Origin of the sequence: Streptomyces geranii (assembly GCF_002954775.1) — a bacterium.
Classification (GTDB): domain Bacteria; phylum Actinomycetota; class Actinomycetes; order Streptomycetales; family Streptomycetaceae; genus Streptomyces; species Streptomyces geranii.
Genome location: NZ_PJME01000041.1, coordinates 49,497 through 66,827 on the forward strand (window position 1 = coordinate 49,497; position 17,331 = coordinate 66,827).

15 protein-coding genes are annotated in these 17,331 nt (G+C 69.7%); 5 read left to right on the top strand and 10 right to left on the bottom strand.

Going from position 1 to position 17,331, the window contains the following annotated elements:
• Positions 1-69: 69 nt before the first annotated feature.
• Positions 70-1,005 (bottom strand): mycothiol synthase, encoded by a 936-nt coding sequence (mshD, locus tag CW359_RS34045; protein WP_105974070.1) that lies wholly within the window; start codon positions 1,003-1,005, stop codon positions 70-72.
• Between the two features lie 191 nt (positions 1,006-1,196).
• Here mshD and CW359_RS34050 point away from each other — a divergent pair, with 191 nt between their 5' ends.
• From CW359_RS34050 to CW359_RS34055, 3 genes are all read left to right on the top strand, one after another.
• A complete protein-coding gene (locus tag CW359_RS34050; protein ID WP_105974071.1) occupies positions 1,197-3,020 on the top strand; it encodes a bifunctional metallophosphatase/5'-nucleotidase in 1,824 nt (607 codons plus the stop codon).
• A gap of 388 nt (positions 3,021-3,408) precedes the next feature.
• A complete protein-coding gene (locus CW359_RS47200) occupies positions 3,409-3,537 on the top strand; it encodes a hypothetical protein (protein ID WP_269805618.1) in 129 nt (42 codons plus the stop codon).
• A gap of 76 nt (positions 3,538-3,613) precedes the next feature.
• A complete protein-coding gene (locus CW359_RS34055; RefSeq protein ID WP_105974111.1) occupies positions 3,614-5,401 on the top strand; it encodes an ABC transporter ATP-binding protein in 1,788 nt (595 codons plus the stop codon).
• Here the strand turns inward: CW359_RS34055 and CW359_RS34060 are convergent.
• Genes CW359_RS34060 through CW359_RS34070 form a run of 3 tightly spaced genes read right to left on the bottom strand, consistent with a single transcriptional unit; the run spans position 5,359 to position 9,017 of the window.
• Complete coding sequence (locus tag CW359_RS34060) at positions 5,359-6,078, bottom strand: response regulator transcription factor (RefSeq protein ID WP_105974072.1); 720 nt, start codon at positions 6,076-6,078, stop codon at positions 5,359-5,361. The genes CW359_RS34055 and CW359_RS34060 overlap by 43 nt on opposite strands.
• Before the next feature lie 44 nt (positions 6,079-6,122).
• Positions 6,123-6,854: a PH domain-containing protein gene (locus tag CW359_RS34065; protein WP_105974073.1), complete on the bottom strand. Its 732-nt coding sequence runs from the start codon at positions 6,852-6,854 to the stop codon at positions 6,123-6,125.
• A gap of 54 nt (positions 6,855-6,908) precedes the next feature.
• Complete coding sequence (locus CW359_RS34070; protein WP_105974074.1) at positions 6,909-9,017, bottom strand: pectinesterase family protein; 2,109 nt, start codon at positions 9,015-9,017, stop codon at positions 6,909-6,911.
• 110 nt (positions 9,018-9,127) lie between these two features.
• Between CW359_RS34070 and CW359_RS34075 the strand changes: the two genes are divergently transcribed.
• A complete protein-coding gene (locus CW359_RS34075; RefSeq protein WP_105974075.1) occupies positions 9,128-10,114 on the top strand; it encodes an AraC family transcriptional regulator in 987 nt (328 codons plus the stop codon).
• A 266-nt stretch (positions 10,115-10,380) separates the two neighbouring features.
• On the opposite strand, the gene CW359_RS34080 is transcribed toward CW359_RS34075, so the two are convergent.
• The 6 genes from CW359_RS34080 to CW359_RS34105 all read right to left on the bottom strand — a co-directional run bounded on the left by CW359_RS34080 (position 10,381) and on the right by CW359_RS34105 (position 16,190).
• Complete coding sequence (locus CW359_RS34080) at positions 10,381-11,832, bottom strand: sensor histidine kinase (RefSeq protein WP_105974076.1); 1,452 nt, start codon at positions 11,830-11,832, stop codon at positions 10,381-10,383.
• Positions 11,829-12,566 (bottom strand): response regulator transcription factor, encoded by a 738-nt coding sequence (locus CW359_RS34085; RefSeq protein ID WP_105974077.1) that lies wholly within the window; start codon positions 12,564-12,566, stop codon positions 11,829-11,831. Before CW359_RS34085 ends, CW359_RS34080 begins: the two co-directional genes overlap by 4 nt.
• Before the next feature lie 98 nt (positions 12,567-12,664).
• A complete protein-coding gene (locus CW359_RS34090; RefSeq protein WP_105974112.1) occupies positions 12,665-12,862 on the bottom strand; it encodes a hypothetical protein in 198 nt (65 codons plus the stop codon).
• Between the two features lie 50 nt (positions 12,863-12,912).
• Positions 12,913-14,100 (bottom strand): S1C family serine protease, encoded by a 1,188-nt coding sequence (locus CW359_RS34095; protein WP_105974078.1) that lies wholly within the window; start codon positions 14,098-14,100, stop codon positions 12,913-12,915.
• Between the two features lie 130 nt (positions 14,101-14,230).
• Entirely contained in the window at positions 14,231-15,256 is a 1,026-nt protein-coding gene (locus CW359_RS34100) for a LacI family DNA-binding transcriptional regulator (RefSeq protein ID WP_105974079.1), read from the bottom strand.
• Between the two features lie 133 nt (positions 15,257-15,389).
• Complete coding sequence (locus CW359_RS34105) at positions 15,390-16,190, bottom strand: response regulator transcription factor (RefSeq protein WP_105974080.1); 801 nt, start codon at positions 16,188-16,190, stop codon at positions 15,390-15,392.
• 193 nt (positions 16,191-16,383) lie between these two features.
• Here CW359_RS34105 and CW359_RS34110 point away from each other — a divergent pair, with 193 nt between their 5' ends.
• The gene (locus tag CW359_RS34110; protein ID WP_105974081.1) at positions 16,384-17,292 is read left to right on the top strand and encodes an alpha/beta hydrolase; all 909 of its coding nucleotides are present in this window, start codon (positions 16,384-16,386) and stop codon (positions 17,290-17,292) included.
• The last annotated feature ends 39 nt before the right edge of the window (positions 17,293-17,331 follow it).

Below are 17,331 nucleotides of genomic sequence, written 5' to 3' on the forward strand. Positions count from 1 at the left end.
AGAGAGGGGGCGGTGTCAAGATCACCGCCCCCTGGGATCAACAGGTGGACTTGTAGGGCGAGTCGAGGGTCAGGACTCGGTGCGGTACATGAGGTCCGTCTCGTGGGTCGCGAAGCCGAGCCGCTCGTACAGCTTCACCGCCGCCGTGTTGTCCGCGTCGACGTACAGCATCGCCGTGGGCAGCCCGCGTTCCGCGAGGTGGCGCAGGCCGATCGTCGTCAGCGCCCGGCCGAGGCCGCCGCCCTGGGACCCCGGGCGCAGGCCGATGACGTAGACCTCGCCGAGGCCCTCCGCCGCGTGCGTCTTCGTCCAGTGGAAGCCGATGAGTTCGCCCTCGCGGAAGGCCAGGAAGAAACCCTCCGGGTCGAACCAGTCCTCGCCCTTGCGGTCGTCGAGGTCGCGCTGGGTCAGCGAGCCCTGTTCGGGGTGGTGGGAGAACGCGGCGGCGTTCACCGCGAGCCAGGCCGCGTCGTCCGCGCTGGGGACGAAGGTCCGTACCGTCACGTCCGCCGGGAGCTTGGGCTCGGGCAGGTCCAGGTCGGTCAACGGGCGGCGCAGCTGGCGCAGTTCGCGGAAGAGGGCGAGGCCGAGGACCTGGGCGAGGTGCCGGGCGGCGGAGTGGCCGCCGTGCGCCCAGACGCGCAGCCGCTTGCCGGAGGCGGCCAACAGGGCCGAGCCCAGGGCCCGTCCGTGGCCGTGGCCGCGCTGCGCCGGGTGGACGACCAGTTCGGCGGCCGGGGCCTCGATCGGGTCGGTGTCCTCCAGCTGGGCGTAGCCCGCGAGTTCGCCGCCGACGGTGAGCAGGAAGTGCGACACACCCTCGCGGGCGCCCCCGCGCAGCTGCAGCCGCCCCTGCTCGGACACCGCCTGCTGGCCGTCGGTCCTGGCGGCGTCCGCGAGCAGCGCGAGTACGGCGTCGGCCTGCTCGGAGGTGAGTGCGGCCAGGGTGTCGATGGAACGAGACAGGCCGGAGGGGACGGGGGGCGCGGTGTCGTCGCTGGTCATGGCTACGAGGGTAAGGCCTGCCCGATTCATGGTGAATCTCCCGGGGAGGCAACCGTTCCGTAACCCTGAACCCCTGTCGCGCTACGCGCGTTGACCCTAGGCTGCGCCGGGACGGGACTGAATTCTCACGTTCTTCTTACGTCCGCTCGTGGACTTTCCTTCCTCTCCTCTTACGAACTTCAGGGGGGCACATGCCAGCCACACCCCAGCCGTACCACCGCCGCAGACGCCGTACGCGGGCCCTGCTCGCCGGCGCCGCCGGGCTCGTCACGGTCGGCGCCCTCGCCGCCGCGGCCCTTCCCGCCAACGCCGGTGACAGCTCGTCCAAGTCCGCAGGCAAGGGCCACAGCAAGCCGAGCCGCTACCAGGACGTGCAGCTGCTGTCCTTCAACGACCTGCACGGCAACCTGGAGCCGCCGTCCGGCTCCTCCGGCCGGGTCACCGAGCTCCAGGCCGACGGCACCACGAAGACGATCGACGCGGGCGGTGTCGAGTACCTCGCCACACACCTGCGCACGGCGCGCGGCGACAACCCGTACTCGATCACGGCGGCCGGCGGCGACATGGTCGGTGCCTCCCCGCTGATCTCGGGCCTCTTCCACGACGAGCCCACCATCGAGGCGCTCAACGGCCTCGACCTCGATGTCACCGCGGTCGGCAACCACGAGTTCGACGAGGGCGCCAAGGAACTGGGCCGTCTGCAGAACGGCGGCTGTCACCCGACCGACGGCTGCTACGTCAAGGGCAAGAAGTTCAAGGGTGCCGACTTCCCCTACCTCGCGGCGAACGTGCTCGACGAGAAGACCAAGAAGCCGATCCTCAAGCCCTACTGGGTGTGGAAGAACAACGGCGTCAAGATCGGCTTCATCGGCGTGACGCTTGAGGACACCCCCGGTGTCGTCTCCGCCGAGGGCGTGAAGGGCCTCAAGTTCAAGGACGAGGTCGAGACGATCAACAAGTACGCCAAGGAGCTGGAGAAGCAGGGCGTCAAGTCGGTCGTCGCGCTGATCCACGAGGGCGGGCTGCCCGCCTCGACGGCCTACAACTACAACTGTGACGCGGCGGGCGGCGGTTCCGGCATCTCCGGTCCGATCGTCGACATCGCGAAGAACATCACCCCGAAGGTCGACGCGCTGGTCACCGGCCACACGCACGCCGCGTACGCCTGCACGATCCCGGACCCGTCCGGCAAGCCGCGCACGGTCACCTCGGCCGCGTCCTTCGGCCGCCTCTACACGGACACCACGCTGACGTACGACCGCTGGACGGGTGACATTGCCCGTACGGCCGTCCGCTCGGCGAACCACGTGGTGACCCGGACCGTCGCCAAGGCCGCGGACATGACCGACCTGATCGCCCGCTGGAACACCCTCGCGGCGCCCATCGGCAACCGCGCGATCGGCTACATCTCCGGCGACGTCAACAGCACCGGCACCGAGTCCCCGATGGGCGACCTGATCGCCGACGCGCAGCTCGCGCACGGCAAGAAGCTCGACCCGGAGACCGACCTCGCGCTGATGAACCCGGGCGGTATCCGCGCGGGCCTGACGTACGCGGCCAAGGGCACGGAAGGGGACGGCGTCGTCACCTACGCCGAGGGCTTCACGGTCCAGCCGTTCTCCAACACGGTGAACCTGCAGAACTTCACCGGCGCCCAGCTGATCTCCGTACTCCAGGAGCAGGTCAGCGGCACCAACGCGGCTGCGCCGAAGGTGCTCCAGGTGTCCTCCGGGCTCACCTACACCCTCGACCTGACGAAGACGGGCGCGGCGCGGATCGTGCTCGACTCCGTCAAGCTCAACGGTGCGGCGATCGACCCGGCGGCCACCTACCGCGTCGCGACGAACAGCTTCCTCGCGGGCGGCGGCGACGGCTTCCCGACGCTGGGCCAGGGCACGAACGACCTCGTCGGCTCGGACGACCTGGCGGCACTGGCGGAGTACCTGACCGCCAACTCGACGGCCACGACGCCGATCGCGCCGCCGGCGGCGAACCGGATCACGGTCGTGCAGTAGCGGTTTCACCAGAGGGGCCCAAGGCTTTTCGCCTTGGGCCCCTCTGTCATGCCCGTAATAAGACCTGTGTGAATTGCGGTTCGGTTCCTTTCGGGCCCTGAAAATCGGTCTCAGCTGCAATTAATCGAGGTCTAAGCGGAATTGGCTCTTTTCTCCTGTCGGGCCCCGTAATGTTTTCCATGTCGAAAGCAAACGGCAACGACAGAAGGAGCAAACCATGAGCTTCAAGAAGATCGCCCCGGTCAAGCAGGTACGCAAGCCCGTCCCGGCGCCGAAGAAGGCCACGCCGAAGAAGGTCACTCCCAGGCGTCGGCCGGTCGCCCATAAGGACTGACACAGCCAAGAGCAAACCGCAAACAGCTTACTCACAACCCGGGAGGGAATTCCTATGAGCTTCCACAAGATCGCCCCCGTCAAGAAGGCCGCAAAGCCCGCCGCCCCCGCGCCGAAGAAGAAGGCTCCGGCGAAGCCGGCGCCCAAGAAGGTGCAGCGTCGCCCGGTCGGGCACCAGCGCTGAGACCTGCTGTGAGGCGGGGCCACCGGACAGGTGGCCCCGCCTCAGGCATGTGAGGAAAAGAAAAGGGGAGTTGATGATGAGGGAAGTCCGGGAGGCATTCCGCCGGTTCTGGCCGCTCACGCGCGGGGACCGGAAATGGCTGGTGGCGATCGTCGCGTGCGTCATCGTGTCCGCGCTGGCCGAGACCGCCGCCATTCTGCTGTTCGCGGAGCTGACGGACAACGCCCTTGAGGCCGGTTCGCTCTCCGCCTTCTGGGGCCCGGCCGGCGCCTGGCTGGCCGTCGCCGTGCTCGGCGCGCTCGTCGGTTACGCGGGCAACTCGCTCGCCACCTGGACCGCCGAGAGATTCGTACTGCGGCTCCGGGCCGGTGTCTTCCGCCACGTCCAGGATCTCCCTCCCGACTTCTTCCAGAAGCACCGCCAGGGCGACCTGGTGGAACGCCTCACCGGTGACGTCGAAGCCATCGAGCAGCTGGTCGTGTCCGGGGTCGTCGGCACCGTCTCCGCCGCCTTCTCGGCCCTCTTCTACTCCGCCGCCGCCCTCTGGCTGCGCTGGGACCTCGCCCTCGTCACCTTCTTCCTGGCCCCCCTCTTCCTCCTCGCCGCCCGCCGCTTCGCCGGCCGTATCCGCACGGCGAGCCAGGACGAACGGGTCGCCGACGGTGCGATCACCTCGGTGGTGGAGGAGTCCCTCGGCAACATCGTCCTCACCCAGGCCTACAACCGCCGCCGCGACGAGGAGAAGCGGCTCGACCGCGAGGCCCGCGCCTGGCTGCGGGCGAGTGTGCGCGGGGCGCGGCTGAGCGAGATGTACGAGCAGTTCGTCGAGGTCGTAGAGACGCTGTGCGTGCTGACCGTGATCGGCCTCGGTGTGTGGGAGATCTCCGCCGGGCGCATGTCCCTGGGCGCGCTGCTCGCCTTCGCCGCCTTCGTCGGCTACCTCTACCCGCCGATCCGCAGCCTCGGCCAGCTCGGCCTGACCCTGACGGCGGCGACCGCGGGCGCGGAACGCCTCGGCGAACTCCTCGACGCCGAACCGGCGGTCACCGACCCGGCCGAGCCGGTCGCGCAGTGGCCGGTACGCGGGTGGGTCAGCGTCCACGGCGCCTCCTTCACCTACCCCGGCACGGACCGCGAGTCGTTGCGCGAGGTGACCTTCACGGCCGCCCCCGGCGAGCTGGTCCTGATCACCGGGGCGAGCGGCGCCGGAAAATCGACCCTCTCGAAACTCCTCACCCGCTTCTACGACCCGACAGCGGGCGTGATCTGCCTGGACGGCGTCCCGCTGACCGACGTACCCCTCACCTTCCTGCGCGAGAACGTGGCCCTGCTGCCGCAGGAGACGCTGATCCTGCACGGCTCGATCCGCGAGAACATCGAGTGCGGGCGCCCCGGCGCGAGCGACGCGGAGATCGAGGCGGCGGCCCGGGCGGCAGACGCCCACGACTTCGTCACCGCGCTCCCCGAGGGGTACGGGACGCGGATCGCCCCCGGCACGGCCACGCTCTCCGGCGGGCAGTTGCAGCGGATCGCGATAGCGCGGGCGATGCTGCGCGCCGCACCCGTACTGGTCCTCGACGAACCGACCGCCGGCCTGGACTCGATCGCAGCCCGCCGCATCGTCCCGGCGCTGCGCCGGCTGATGACGGGCCGTACGACCATCATGATCACCCACGATCTGAGCCTGGCCCCGGACGCGGACCGCGTCCTGGTCGTCGACGGAGGCCGCCTCGCGGAGACGGGCACGCACGACGAACTGATGGCGCGGGGCGGGGTGTACGCACGGCTGGCGGCACCGTCGCCGGGGTCGCTGGGGGCCTCCTACCGTACGGAGGAGACGCTGACGTTGGCCCTGAGGGTGTAGCCCAACCCGCGCACGGTGTGGATGAGCCGGGGTTCGCCCCGGCTCTCCAGCTTGCGGCGCAGGTACATGACGTACACATCAAGGGTGTTGGAGGTGGGCTCGAAGTCGAAGCCCCAGACGTCCTTGAGGATCTGCACCCGGCCGAGGACCAGGCCCGGCCGCCGCAGCAGGTATTCGAGCAGGGCGAACTCGGTCTTGGTGAGGTCGAGTCGGCGGTCCGCGCGGGTCACCGTCCGGGTCCTCGGGTCCAGTCGGAGATCCTCGAAGCTGAGACCGGCGAGCGGCGAGGGCCGGGGCTCGCGTTGGGGGCTCCGGCGCAGTAACGCCCTTACCCGCGCGAGGAGTTCCTCGACGGCGAAGGGCTTCATCAGGTAGTCGTCGGCGCCGTTGTCGAGGGCGACGATTCGGTCGCCGACGGCGTTCCGCCCGGTGATCATCAGGATGGGGACCGTACACCCGGAGGCCCGCAGCCGCCGGGTCGCGGCCAGCCCGTCGAGACCGGGCATGGTGACGTCCATGAGCACGAGGTCGGGTGCGGTGTCGGGTTCGGCGACGAAGGCGAGGGCCGCGCGGCCGTCCCCGACGAGGACGGTCTCGTACCCCTCGAACCTGAGCACCCGGTCGAGCCCCTCACGTACGGCCGCGTCGTCATCGGCCAGCAGGATCTTCCGCGTCATCTCAATACGGTCTGACGACGCGCTGTGCTGTGGCTGGCAGGTGGTTATGCGTTGGCTACCGTTCGGGCGCAGCGCCAGTGGAGGAAGGCCGCGAGAAGGGCGAAGGCGGCCAGCGGGATCCACAGCAGCAGGAGGAGGATCGGTGGATCGTCCGTCGTGATCGCCAGTGCCAGGCAGAGCAGGAAGGTGCCCAGGAACACGAAGAGCGTGCCGACGGACGCCCGCTCCCAGGCCTTGCGGTGCCCGGTCCGCCGCAGGATGTGCGCCTCGGTCGCCGGGCGGGGCTCCCAGTCCGTGCCCCGGTACCGGGCGGCGACGGCTCGCAGATCGTCGACCTCGGCCGGTGGGTCGTCCAACTGCCAGTCGTCGACGTGCGGGAGGAGGAAACGCCGGCCCTCGGTGTCGTACAGGAAGACCAGCCACTTGCGCCCGTAGGCGGGCGCCTTGGGGACCGGCTGGGCCCGGAAGTCGTAGATGTCGGGCCAGGCCCAGCGGCGTTCGATCAGCGCCCCGCGCACCGAGACCCCGTGCGAGTCGACCAGCGTGTGCCCGCGGCGCGTGTACACGATCCACCGCGCGAGGACTGCCACGAGGATCGCCAGGAGCACGGCCCTCGCCCAGTCGAACCCGCTCGGCCGGACGAGCTGGGACAGACAGAACACCGTCATGCCGCCCAGGTAGAGGAGCTGCCCTCGGGGCGCCTTCCGGCGCTTCCGGTACTCCCGCTCGATCCCGCCACCGCCGTGACCGCCGTGACCGCCGACGTCCCCGCTCATCGACCCTCCCCAGAGCCTGCAATGGGGTGATCGTAGAGCGGGGACCTGTGCACGTCAGGAGGCGGACGGTGTCCAGTCGCCCAGCCAGTCCGCGACCTCCTGGCCGGTGGCCTGGGCGTCGGTCAGCTGGGGGCGGTCGGTGCTCGCGGCGCCCGCGCCCGCGCCGGTGTTCTTGTACTCGGCGAAGCGGTCGTCCTTCCAGGAGAAGCCGCCCATGTCGGACCAGGGGGTGGTTCTGATCGCCGCGCTCAGGGTCGTGTTGCGGACCGTGGTCTGCGGGTCGAGGGTCGCGTCGCCGCCCGCGTGCCAGTTGCGGCCGAGGTAGAAGCTGCGGTCCGAGACGTCGCCGTTCACCGTGGAGTTGGCGATCAGGATGCCCTTGCGGTTCGCGGCGGTGCTGGGGGCCGTGACATAGCCGGCCGAGGTGCCGTTCCAGCGCTTCTTCAGGGTGATGACCGACTTGTCGATCACGGCGGTGGCCCGGCCGAAGATGAAGTCGGTGTTGCCGACGACGTAGGAGTTGGTGATGTAGACGCGGCCCAGCTTCTCCTTGGCCGCGGTGTCCACCAGCAGGGTGTCCTGGTCGCCGCTGATGATGACGCTGTCGAGGAACACCTTGTCGGCGGAGGTGCGCAGGGCGACCGCCTGATTGGCGATGTCCTGGTGCGCGGCCTCGTCGAAGTCGTTGGAGATGGTCAGGTTGCGGGCCTGGAAGTCGTCCGCGTCGACGGCGACGGTGGCGCTGCCGCCGGTGCCGTACGTGCCGGAGCCGTCGGGCTTGGGCGTACCGGACGCGTTGTTGTAGACGATCGTGGTGTCCTTGCGACTGCCGCCGCTGCCCTGGATGGTGACGTGCGGTTTGTTCGACGGGACCTTCACCAACTCGCGGTACGTGCCCGGCTTGACGGAGATGACGACCCGGGAGGGGTTGTTCGCGGGTACGGCGTTCACGGCGGCCTGCACGGTCCGGTACTGGCCGGAGCCGTCGGCGGCGACGGTGAGGGTTGTGGCAGCGGCGGCGGTCGTCGTCGCCGTGCTCGCCTTTGCGACGGAACTCCGCGGCCCCACACCGGACTTGAGGAGCGCGGGCACGTCGGCGGCCTTGTCGAGGGTGTAGGCGTAGTACTTCTTGGGGTCCCAGGCGGCGCCGGACCCGCCGCTCTCGTTCTTGCCGGTCGTGCCCGAGAAGACGTTGCCGCGCTGGACGACGGTGGCGGTCGCGTCACGGACGACGGGGTTGGTCATGCCCTGGAAGTAGGAGTTCTCCAGCACCATGTTGGTCTTGCCTCGGGAGTAGTTCCCGTACGAGGACTTGATGGTGGTGCCCGCCTCGTCCTCCAGGTAGTTGTTGTAGAGGTGCGCGTGGGCCACGTTGTCGGTGGACGGGTTGCGCTGCTCGGTCTCGCGGATCCAGTTGTGGTGGATCGTGATGTCGGCGGTGGTGTTGTCCGTCCAGCCGATGCCGAAGGCCTTGTTCTCCTGGCTGAGCTTGTTCCAGGAGACGGTGAGGTAGGTGGTGTCCTTGCGGCTGTCGATGAGCCCGTCGGCCATGTGGCGCAGGTCGTTGTGATCGATCCAGACGTGGTGGGCACCGTCCATCTGGATGGCGTCGAAGTCGTGTTCCTTGTCGTTCCAGACACCCTGGTACGCGTCCCGGATGGTGAGATTCCGGATGATGACGTTGTGCACACCCTGCCCTAGGAAGAAGCCGCCGCCGACGATCTGCCCGGAGGTCCCGGCGCCGATGAGGGTCTTGTCGGACTGGACCTTGATCTCTTTCCCGACCGGGTTCATGTTGATGGTCGCGGCGACGACGATGATGTACGGCTCGGTGGCGGTGGCGTACTTCTCCAGGTCGGCGAGCGTCGTCACGGTGACCGTCTTGCCGTCCCGCCCGCCGTAAGTCCCGTTCTGACCAAGGGCGTTGACGGAGGCGAAGCCGTTCGCTACGTCGGTGACACCGGCCAGGGCGGAGGCTTTGGCGGTCGTGGTGGTCGCGGCGGCGGCCTTCGGCTGGGCGCCCGCGCCGAACACGCCGAGGACACCGCCGTAGGCCATGGCCCCGGCGGAGGCGAGGGCCAGGGGCACGCCGGTGACCAGGGCCGTTCTGCGCCGACGGTGACGGCTGCGGCTGCGGGGCGGCTTGCTGCGGGTTTCGCTCACGGCTGGGTCCGATCGGGGGAGGGGTTAACTGGAGGGAGGACGAGGTCACTTGGCTGTCGCAGCCGGGCGACGAAAGGTTGCCGTGACCGGTGGACCGGAAGGGAAGCGGAATGATCGGAACGGTGTTCCGTACGTCGGACGTGCCCGAGGCGGACAGGTTCGACTACTGGCAGGAACTGGTCGGCCGGACCCGCTCCAGCGCGCTCATCAGCGAGCACGCCGCCGACTTCTGGGCGCAGCAGCGGCTGATGCAGCTGGGGCCGATGACCGTGAGCCAGATGTCGTTCCGGCCGACGCGCTACTGGCGGACGCCGAAGATGGTGCGGCAGGCCGACCCCGAGCTGTACCACCTGACGCTGCTGACCGACGGCGGTCTGACCCTCGAACACGCGGGCCAGGAAGCCGCGTTCACCCCGCGCGACCTGCATCTGGCCGACAGCTCACAGGCGTACGACGTCAGGTCGGCGGACGACCGGCACGGCGGAGTCGTCACGGGCATGGCGGTCGACTTCCCCAAGGCGCTGCTGCCGCTGCCGCCGCACCGGGTAAGGGAGTTGCTGGGCCGGCGGCTGCCGGGTGAGGTGGGTGTCGGGGCACTGCTGGCGGACTTCCTCGAAGGGCTGAACCGCCAGGTGGGCACCCTCCAGCCGGCGGACGCGCCCCGGCTGGGCACGGTCGTCATCGACCTGATGTCGGCGTGGTTCGCCCAACTCCTCGACGCGGAGACGCTGTTGACGCCGGAGAGCAGGGGCCGGGTCACGGTGGAACGCGTCCAGGAGTTCATCCGCAGGCACCTGGACGACCCCGACCTGACCCCGCCGGTGATAGCCGCCGCCCACAACATCTCGCTCAGCTACCTCCACCGCGTCTTCCAGCAACAGGCGGGCGGCGAGACGGTCGCGGCGTGGATCCGCCGCCGACGCCTGGAGAACGCCCACCGGGACCTGGCGAACCCCTCGCTGCAGGGCACCCCGATCCACACGATCGCGGCCCGCTGGGGCTATCAGCGCCCGTCGGACTTCACCCGGGCGTTCCGGGCGGCGTACGGGATGTCACCGCGGGAACACCGCCACCAGGCACTGTCCTGGGGCAAGTAGACGGAGAGCCAAGAAAGTGTGCACCGTCTGCGAACGACAAGGGCACGACGCCCCGGCATTGTTGATTCCGCAACGGGGGAAATCTCGGTCGCGGAGCGGAACCTCTGCTCCGCTCCGCGACCGAGGAAACCCGACCCCTGGCACCTGACCCCGGCGCCTGCCCCCGGCATCACGACTCCGCCGGGATGCGCTCACCCCGACTGACGGCGATCCGCAGATCCTGGTGCACGAGGTCTTCTGGCAGGAAGCCGACCCGGTCGAGTTCCCTACACCGTCTCCGGCGGAGGCGTAGGCGCCCCCGGCAGCCGTACCGTAGCCACCGTCCCCCCGCCCTCCGCTCGTGCCAGCGTCACCTCGCCGCCCGCCTGTTGGACCGTGCGCGCCACGATCGACAGGCCCAGGCCCGAGCCCGGCAGGGCGCGTGCTGAAGGTGAGCGCCAGAAGCGGTCGAAGACGTGGGGGATCTCGTCGGCCGGGATGCCGGGGCCGTGGTCGCGGACCGTCAGGGTGCCTGCTGTCAGCTGGACCTCGATCGTGCCGCCCTCGGGGCTGAACTTCACCGCGTTGTCGAGGATGTTGACCACCGCCCGCTCCAGGGCGGAGGGTTCGGCGCGGACGTACCAGGGCTCTGTCGACGCCGTGATCGTCAGCTCCGGGCCGCGCAGGCGGGCTCGGCGCAGGGCCGACTCCACCGTGTCCTCCAGGGCGACCACCTGGACGCGTTCGCCGCGCTGGCCCTCCGAGCGGGACAGTTCCTGCAAGTCGCCGATCAGGGCCGCCAGTTCGGTCATCTGCGCCTTTACCGAGGCCAGGAGTGCCTTGCGGTCCGCCTCCGGGATCGGGCGGCCCGTCTCCTCGCTGCGGGTCAGCAACTCTATGTTCGTGCGCAACGAAGTGAGCGGCGTGCGTAGTTCGTGGCCCGCGTCCGCGATCAACTGCTGTTGCAGTTCGCGGGAGTTGGCCAGGGCCGAGGTCATCGAGTTGAAGGAGTGGGAGAGGCGGGCGATCTCGTCGTCGCTCTCCTCGTCCACGGGGATGCGGATGCTCAGGTCCTCGGTGCGGGCGACGTGTTCGACAGCTTCGGTGAGCTTGTCGACGGGGCGCAGACCCGCCCGAGCCACGGCCAGGCCCGCCGCGCCGGCGCCCACCACTCCGATGCCGGAGACGAACAGGAGGATCAGGGCGAGGTCGTTGAGGGTCGACTGGGTGTTCTTCAGGGGGAGGGCGACGAGGAGACCGGCGTTGGAGGTGGTGTTCGTGGTCGGGTCGGTGATCGTGAACATGGGCAGGACCAGGACCCGTACGTCGTTGCCCGACGCGTCGGTGCCGTTGCGGAACTTGCCCTCGTTGGTGTTCCCCTTCTTGACCACGTTCTTGTCGGACTGGGCGACCTTGACCGTGCCGGCGGAGTACGGCAGGACGCATGCCTTTCCGTCCTCCGTGATCACCTGGAAATAGGTGTTCCGGGGTCCGTTGCCAAGATCCTGCGAGACCTCCTGGGTGCAGTTGTTGACGGCCGACTCGGCCTGATCCCGCAGCCGCGGCACGCTCAGCGACTTCTGCACGTCCTGGTCGACCTGGTCGTACAACTTCCCCTGCACGATGAACCAGCACGTCACCGAAACCGCCGCCACCGCGAACGCCACAGCGGCAGCGACCAGCATCGACAGTCGTGCCCGGATCGGCAGGGTGCGGAACCGGCGTACGAGTCGGCTCATTCCGCGCCGCCCTGTCGCAGCACGTACCCCACGCCCCGCACCGTGTGGACGAGGCGCGGCTCGCCGCCCGCCTCCGTCTTGCGGCGGAGGTACATGACGTACACGTCGAGGGAGTTGGAGGAGGGCTCGAAGTCGAAGCCCCAGACCGCCTTCAGGATCTGTTCGCGGGTGAGGACCTGGCGCGGGTGGGCCAGGAACATCTCCAGGAGGGTGAACTCCGTGCGGGTCAGTTCCACCGCGCGGCCCGCTCGCGTCACCTCGCGGGTCGCGAGGTCCATACGCAGGTCGGCGAAGGTCAGGGCCTCGTCCTCGGGGAGGCTGCCCGCCACCGCCGCCGCCGCGTAGGAGCTGCGGCGCAGCAACGCCCTTACGCGGGCGAACAGTTCGTCCAGTTCGAAGGGCTTGACCAGGTAGTCGTCCGCGCCCGCGTCCAGGCCCGTCACGCGGTCGCCCACCGTGTCGCGGGCCGTCAGCATCAGGATCGGGGTCGTCGTGCCCGCGCCGCGCATTCGGCGGGCCGCCGTCAGGCCGTCCATCCTCGGCATCTGGATGTCCAGGACGACCAGGTCGGGCTGGTACGCGGTCGCCTTCTCCAGGGCGTCCGCGCCGTCGACCGCGACCTCCGTGTCGTACCCCTCGAAGGCGAGGCTGCGCTGGAGTGCTTCGCGCACGGCGGGCTCGTCGTCGACGATCAGGATGCGCTGGGTGTCACGGTCGCCTTCGGCGGGGCTCATGGTCGTGGATTCCTCGGGTGCGGTGGGACGTGCGGGGCGCCTTCAGCCTCGCATGTTTCCAGGCTGCTGCGGAGAAGAAGGATCAGCCGGCCGGCGGATCAGCTGAGTGCCGGGCGGCGGCTGCGTGTCGTCGCCCTGCGGGCCGCCGCCGTACGCGTGACCGTCGCGACCTCCGGGGCCCGCGTCGCCGCCGTCGGCGGGTGCAGGGCGTAGGCCACGCCGAGGGCGAGGTCCAGGGCGGCGGGCCCGGTGGCAGCCGTACCGGCGGTCAGCTTGTGCGAAACCTGCTTGATCATGACGTACCCCTCATCCATCCATCTGTTGCTGAGACGCTGTTGCCGAGATTTCAGGTGGTCGAGCCGGAGCGCAGCGTCGCCAGGTCGGACTTCACCGTGTTGATCGGGATCGCGAAGCCCAGGCCCGCGCTGCCCGCGTCCGACGAGGACGAACTCGCCGAGTACATCGCGGAGTTGATGCCGATGATGTTGCCGTTCATGTCGATGAGCGCGCCGCCGGAGTTGCCCGGGTTGAGGGACGCGTCCGTCTGGAGGGCCTTGTACGTCGTCGTGGACGTACCGGTGTCGCCGTTGAACTCCTGGCCGCCGAACTCGAACGGCCAGCCGCCGTTGCCGCCGCCCTGCTGTTGCTGCTGGTCCTGGCTCTGGCTCTCCTCGGTCGCGACGGTGACGTCACGGTTGAGGGCGGACACGATGCCGCTGGTGACCGTGCCGGTCAGGCCCTCGGGGGAGCCGATCGCCACGACCTCGTCGCCGACCTGGACACCGGCGGAGTCGCCGAGGGTCGCCGTCTTCAGGCCGGAGGCGTTCTCCAGCTTGATGAGGGCCAGGTCCTTCTTGCTGTCGGTGCCGACGACCTTCGCGGTGTACGTCTTGCCGTCGCTCGTCGACACCTTGATGGCGGAGGCGCCGGAGATGACGTGGTTGTTGGTGATGATCTCGCCGTCGGAGGTGATGATCACACCGGAACCGGTCGACGAACCCGCGTTCGAGGTCGCGTTGATCTCGACGATGCTCGGGCTGACCGCCGCGGCGACCCCGGAGACCGTGCCCTTCGCGCTCGACGGCACCACGTTGGTGCTGGTGCTGCTGGAGGTGACGGCGGAGTCCGAGTTGGTCAGCTCCTGGATGCCGTACGCCGTCCCGCCGCCTATCGCCGCCGCGACGATCGCGACGGCCGCCAGGAGGGCGAAGGGGCCCTTCGCGCGCTTCTTGCGCCCGGCGTGGGCGGCGGGGGGCTCGGCGAGGAGGGTGGCGGTGGCCGCGGGCTGCTCGTGCGCGGCCTGCTGGCCGTACGGAGCCTCAGGGGCCTGGGGCTGCTGCGCCTGCGCCGGCTCCTGGTAGGCGGGCTGCTGGACCGTCGGCGGTTCGTACGCCGGCGGGGGCGGCCACTCCGGGTTCACGGGGGAGGAAGCCTGGGGGGAGGAGGCGACGGGCTGCTGCTGGGGGTACGCGGACTGCGGCTCGTGGCCCTGGGGGGTCTCGTACTCGCCGCTGCGGCGGAAGCTCTCGGTCATGGAACAGAGCTTGTCCCCCGTGCATGAGAGCTGGCTGAGTGCTCCCTGAGAAGCCCGACAGAAGCTCGTATGCCCGATATAAAGACGCCTGGGACCTGCGAGGACAGCTCAGGGACGGCTGAAAGTACGGCTATTCGCAGCCGCAGGAACGGCGGGTCACCAGCCGGGAAGGGAACAGTTTCAGCCGCTCACGGCGTGAACCCGTCGCCCGGACGCCGTCGTCGAGGACCAGGTCGACGGCCGCGCGGGCCATCCCCGAGCGGTCGGAGGCGATGGTCGTGAGGGGCGGGTCCGCGAGGGCCGCCTCCTTGATGTCGTCGAAGCCGGCCACCGCCAGCTCGCCGGGTACGTCGATGCGCAGCTCGCGGGCCGCGCGCAGCAGGCCGATCGCCTGGTCGTCGGTGGAGCAGAAGATGGCCGGGGGGCGGGTCGCCGGGTCGGCGAGGATCTCCAGGGCGGCCTTGTAGGCGTCGTACCGGTTGTAGAGGACCTCGAACAGGCGGCCCTCCGTCGAGACACCCGCCTCGTCCATCGCGCGCCGCCAGCCCTGCACGTGGTCGGAGACCGGGTCGCCGACCGCCGGGGTCTCGGCGATGCCGCCGATGCAGGCGACGTAGTCGTAGCCGTGCTCCAGGAGGTGGCGGACGGCGAGGTGGGCGCCGCCGAGGTCGTCCGTGACGACGGCGACGTCGTCGATGGCCTCGGGGCGTTCATGTAGGAGGACGACCCGGGCGTCCCAGGCCTCGATCTCCGCCGCCGCGTTGTCGTTGAGGGCGTGGCTGACCAGGATCAGGCCGGAGACCCGCATCCCGAGGAAGGCCCGCAGATAGTGGACCTCGCGCTCGGCGATGTAGTCGGAGTTGCCGACCAGCACCATTTTTCCGCGCTCGGACGCGGCCTGTTCGACCGCGTGCGCCATCTCCCCGAAGAAGGGCTGGCGCGCGTCCGGCACGATCAGGCCTATTAGGTCCGTGCGCCGCGACGCCATCGCCTGGGCGACGCGGTCGGGCCGGTAGCTCAGTTCCTTGATCGCGGCGAGGACACGCTCGCGCGTGGCCGGGGCAACCGGCCGGGGTCCGTTGTTGATGACGTAGCTGACGACGGCGGTGGACGTACCCGCCAGTCGCGCCACATCGTCCCTAGTCACCTTGGCCACCCGCGGAGTCTACGCGGATGGACCCGCTCTGGGCAGGGCGTGAGTAAGTCGTTACCACCCGCCCGGAGCGCGGACCACGTCGTGCGCTGTCACCCGGGTGCCGTCGTGCGCTGTCACCCGGGTGTACCGCAGGTCACGCCTCGGCGGCTGCCTCGACGGCGTCCAGCGCCGCCGTGTCCGCGGTGTCCGCCGTGCCGCCCGCCTCCTCCGCCTTCGCGAGGGCCGCCGCCTTCGCCTTGGCCTCGTCGCTCGTGCGGTCGCCCTTCTCCGGCGTCACGAAGCGGTAGCCGACGTTGCGGACGGTCCCGATCAGCGACTCGTGCTCGGGGCCGAGCTTCGCGCGCAGCCGTCGTACATGGACGTCGACCGTCCGGGTGCCACCGAAGTAGTCGTAGCCCCAGACCTCCTGGAGGAGCTGAGCGCGCGTGAAGACGCGGCCCGGGTGCTGGGCGAGGTACTTCAGCAGCTCGAACTCCTTGAAGGTGAGGTCGAGGACCCGGCCCTTCAGCTTCGCGCTGTACGTCGCCTCGTCGACCGACAGGTCGCCGTTGCGGATCTCCATCGGGGAGTCGTCGTTGACGATCTGCTGGCGGCCCATGGCAAGGCGCAGCCGCGCCTCGACCTCGGCCGGACCGGCGGTGTCCAGCAGGACGTCGTCGATACCCCAGTCGGCGGTGACGGCCGCGAGGCCGCCCTCGGTGACGACGAGGATGAGCGGGCAGCCGGGCCCGGTGGAGCGGAGCAGCTGGCACAGGCTGCGCACCTGGGGCAGGTCACGGCGGCCGTCGATCAGGATGACGTCGGCACCAGGGGTGTCGACGAGAGCGGGTCCCTCGGCCGGAGCCACGCGCACGTTGTGCAGCAGCAGACCGAGTGCGGGCAGCACCTCGGTCGACGGCTGGAGGGCATTGGTCAGGAGCAGCAGAGAACTCATACGTCTGGTTCCTCCTCGGTCCCTGCGAGGACGTTTGCGGCACTGCGGCACTACGGAACTGCTTGCGCGATCCCGAGGCCCCGTACAACCCGCGGTCACCTGGAGTTTCCCGCTTCGTATACAACGCTTCCGAAAGCACAAAAGGACCCGGGGGCTTCGCTGCCCGAGTCCTCTGCCCAGCAGAATAGCCCACATGAGCACTGGTCCGGCAGGTCATGTGATGCGATCTTTCGCCGTCCCGAACTCTGAGACGGCCGATCCGACCCCGTTGCGGAGGTTTCTGACCACTGACGACGGGGTGACGATCGATGCCGTATACGAGCCGGGAGGCGTTGTATACGACGCCCGCGACGCCCCGTACGCCACTTCGGCGTCACGTTCCGATCACCTCGCGTTCGTCGTTGCCCATGGCTTCACCGGCGATGTGGACCGGCCGCATGTTCGACGGGTGGCAGAGGCATTCGCGCAGTACGGGGCCGTCCTGACCTTCTCCTTCCGGGGCCACGGCGCCTCGGGCGGACGGTCGACGGTGGGCGACCGCGAGGTCCTCGATCTGGCCGCCGCGGTCCGCTGGGCACGTGAACTCGGGCACACCCGGGTGGCCACGGTCGGCTTCTCGATGGGCGGCTCGGTGGTGCTCCGGCACGCGGCCCTCCACGGGACCTCCGATCGGACCCCCGGTCGGCAGGAGCACGAGGGGCGCACGGATGCGGCCTCGGACGCGGTGGTTTCGGTGAGTGCGCCGGCCCGTTGGTACTACCGGGGCACGGCCCCCATGCGCCGCCTGCACTGGCTGGTGACCCGTCCCGAGGGCCGCCTGGTGAGCCGCTACGGCCTGCGTACGCGCATCCACCACCAGGAGTGGGACCCCGTGCCTCTCTCCCCGGTGGAGGCGGTGCCCCGGATCGCGCCGACCCCGCTCCTCATCGTGCACGGCGACCAGGACGGCTACTTCCCGCTGGACCACCCCCGGATGCTCGCGGAGGCGGCGGGGGACGCGGGCGAGCTGTGGCTGGAGCCGGGGATGGGGCACGCGGAGCACGCGGCGGACGACGAACTGCTGCGGCGCATCGGGGACTGGGCTGTCGGCCGGGCGGGCTAGCCTGAGGGCTGTCACAGCCGATTGACTACAGCCGATTGA

Excerpts from the sequence above, each read along its gene's own strand:
- CW359_RS47200 (WP_269805618.1), top strand. The coding sequence starts at position 3,409 with ATGAGCTTCCACAAGATCGCCCCCGTCAAGAAGGCCGCAAAGCCCGCC.
- CW359_RS34055 (WP_105974111.1), top strand. The coding sequence starts at position 3,614 with ATGAGGGAAGTCCGGGAGGCATTCCGCCGGTTCTGGCCGCTCACGCGC.
- CW359_RS34085 (WP_105974077.1), bottom strand. The coding sequence starts at position 12,566 with ATGAGCCCCGCCGAAGGCGACCGTGACACCCAGCGCATCCTGATCGTC.
- mshD (WP_105974070.1), bottom strand. The coding sequence starts at position 1,005 with ATGACCAGCGACGACACCGCGCCCCCCGTCCCCTCCGGCCTGTCTCGT.
- CW359_RS34105 (WP_105974080.1), bottom strand. The coding sequence starts at position 16,190 with ATGAGTTCTCTGCTGCTCCTGACCAATGCCCTCCAGCCGTCGACCGAG.
- CW359_RS34095 (WP_105974078.1), bottom strand. The coding sequence starts at position 14,100 with ATGACCGAGAGCTTCCGCCGCAGCGGCGAGTACGAGACCCCCCAGGGC.
- CW359_RS34050 (WP_105974071.1), top strand. The coding sequence starts at position 1,197 with ATGCCAGCCACACCCCAGCCGTACCACCGCCGCAGACGCCGTACGCGG.
- CW359_RS34090 (WP_105974112.1), bottom strand. The coding sequence starts at position 12,862 with ATGATCAAGCAGGTTTCGCACAAGCTGACCGCCGGTACGGCTGCCACC.
- CW359_RS34065 (WP_105974073.1), bottom strand. The coding sequence starts at position 6,854 with ATGAGCGGGGACGTCGGCGGTCACGGCGGTCACGGCGGTGGCGGGATC.
- CW359_RS34075 (WP_105974075.1), top strand. The coding sequence starts at position 9,128 with ATGATCGGAACGGTGTTCCGTACGTCGGACGTGCCCGAGGCGGACAGG.
- CW359_RS34110 (WP_105974081.1), top strand. The coding sequence starts at position 16,384 with ATGAGCACTGGTCCGGCAGGTCATGTGATGCGATCTTTCGCCGTCCCG.
- CW359_RS34060 (WP_105974072.1), bottom strand. The coding sequence starts at position 6,078 with ATGACGCGGAAGATCCTGCTGGCCGATGACGACGCGGCCGTACGTGAG.
- CW359_RS34080 (WP_105974076.1), bottom strand. The coding sequence starts at position 11,832 with ATGAGCCGACTCGTACGCCGGTTCCGCACCCTGCCGATCCGGGCACGA.